This window comes from Nostoc flagelliforme FACHB-838 (genome assembly GCF_014698065.1).
GTDB lineage: Bacteria > Cyanobacteriota > Cyanobacteriia > Cyanobacteriales > Nostocaceae > Nostoc > Nostoc flagelliforme_B.
Genome location: NZ_JACJSI010000637.1, coordinates 1 through 2,322 on the forward strand (window position 1 = coordinate 1; position 2,322 = coordinate 2,322).

At 41.7% G+C, this 2,322-nt stretch carries 3 protein-coding genes; all 3 read right to left on the reverse strand.

The genetic code is table 11. The features are described from left to right. Positions 1-618: 618 nt before the first annotated feature. Positions 619-945, reverse strand: a complete 327-nt coding sequence (locus H6G97_RS50055) for a hypothetical protein (RefSeq protein ID WP_190947650.1) — start codon at positions 943-945, stop codon at positions 619-621. A 265-nt stretch (positions 946-1,210) separates the two neighbouring features. Further along, positions 1,211-1,780, reverse strand: coding sequence for a DUF192 domain-containing protein (locus H6G97_RS50060; RefSeq protein ID WP_190947651.1), 570 nt, complete (start codon positions 1,778-1,780; stop codon positions 1,211-1,213). Beyond that, the coding region (locus H6G97_RS50065; RefSeq protein WP_190947652.1) for an AAA family ATPase at positions 1,777-2,322 on the reverse strand (546 nt) is incomplete at its 5' end. The genes H6G97_RS50060 and H6G97_RS50065, both read right to left, overlap by 4 nt.

Sequence of the window (2,322 nt, forward strand, 5' to 3'; positions counted from 1 at the left end):
TAATATCAATTAAATTGTGCCGTTTAGTGCGATCTATTCGTGGATCTTGTATCACCGCAAAATGGTCAGCAATTGTGATTTTTGGTTTCAGCTTCATAGAGAGGCGAATAAGAATGAAATTCTTCTTTGGAGTTCCTGCAAGAATACCATGTTCCTTGACAGGCAGCCGTCCTAACTTTTCACGCCATCTGTAAAAGCCACTTTAATCAGTTAGTGATGGCGTAACCGCCATGAGCCGGTGGCGATCGCATAAATTGAGTTTTTCTTTGCGCTGATCTTCTCGTGATTCCTAGTCATTAATCTAAAACTATTGAGAATCAGACTGTAAGAAAACCTACGCTATTAAGTGGAGAACTGACCGTGAAAATTTAGGCAGCCGTTGCCAGATTGTTGCTAGTATTTCGGTTATTATCGTTGGCTATCTTAATAGTCATCATTCTTCTTCCTTTTGATATTGACCGAGAAGATTGGAGATTGAATAGGGTAGATTGGAGATTGAATGTTTTTGGTACAAGCCCAGCAATAAAGTGAGCGTAATAAATCTAAAAGACGCTCCTACGTCGCTAACGCTACGCTATCGTCAATTCTCTTATCTATAATCGGCAATCTGCAATTGTTTTACAGATACTGTCTTTGAAATATCGGTCGAATTTTAATTCGTACCCAATGCAGAAATTTATTAATCAAGTCCGCTTTGACAATCGTCTTCAAGCTATTGATGGCTGTAAAATTTAAAGTTTTTATTTTTACTACCTCTTCTTCAATAACCACATAACGTTCTTGACTGTGAATATTCATCAGTACTATTTTTTCGTTATTTAATTCTGCTGCAACGATGTTGAACACATCTTCGGTAAATATCTCTAGCCCTAATGGGGTAGAGATTACCCGCACTGTGCTACCTAAAGGGTGATCAAATTCCCAATATGTCCATCCTCTTCCCATAAATAAATTGCCATATTTGATTCAACACATGAAGCTATTTAGGTACTGTTTTTTTCAGTACTATAGTTTCTTGATTTTTAAAAAATACGTTATACAATTACTAGTGCTTCGCCACACAAATTTTGCGTAGTGGCAAGCTCTTGGGCAAGGGGCAGAGGTGCGGAGGGGCAGAGGGGAAAGAACTTGTACAAATCTCTCCTTTGCTCCCCTACTCCCCTGCACAAGCGCCGACCTCCACAAGCGCAATTTTGGGGAAAGCGAACTACTAGCGATTATTTTTGGTTCTCAAAGAATCGCCGCTATCAACACTGATATTATTCTTAGGCAAAACTGATAAGGGTTGGATGTTAAGCCGATCGCCAACCTTGATATTGGCAGCGCCTGTTGCTAGCTCTAGCACTTGATTGGCAATTTTCCCTTTGTAGATGGGGCAAGGGTTTTTGTAGCACGGTTTGGCATTGTAAACCGCAGTTGTCACCACATTGTCCTTAAGATAAAAGATGTCTAATGGAAAATTTACCTTGTACATCCAGAAAGGCACGTTGTAAATTTCTCCTCCCAGGTTGAATAACATTCCGCGCGAGCCGTTTAAGGATGCTCGAAATTTCAGCCCTTTCTCTAATTGCTCTGGTGTAGAAGCGGCTTCCAAGTTAAATGTGCGCTTGCCTTTCGTGAGAATGTGCGTAACTGGTAAATCCTGGGGACGAGAATGTACGTAACCAATCGCCACAGTGCCAATGATAATTGATACTCCAGCGACAGGGCCTAGTATGTTCAGTAAGTTGAAGGCAGCAACGTATAAATCCTTTTCAGAATTAATTTTTAAAGTTTTCATGTTTCACCAAAAATATCAACATTGCCGAGACTATATATAGATGAATCAATCGGGCTAGATGGAAGGCCATGCAAAGCCGCAATGTTACGCATACTTTCAACTCGGTCAGCTTCGCGGATGGCCAGAGGATTCATACTCTGCCTTGCTGCCAGTAATGCCGATAATGTAATTCTTAGTGGTGGTAGTTTTTGAAGGGGAGAAACATCGTCGCCAAACATTTGACAGAAACTAGAGACGGCGGCGCGTTCTACAATGGCTTGAATCTCCGCCCCCACACATCGCTGTGTGGCTTTGAGTAACCTTTTCCATTCTTCTTCGCTGTACCCATCGCCCCGATCGTGGAAACGAGGATCGAAACGGGCTAAGTGAATCTTGAATATTTCGTGCCGTTCTCCATAATTGGGTAAATCCACCTTGAAAATCTCGTCGAAGCGTCCACTTCTGGTTAGCTCTGGTGGTAGCCATTGAATATTGTTAGCCGAAGCGATAATTAAAACCTCACTAGTACGTTCTTGCATCCAGGTCAAAAGCATACCAGCGAG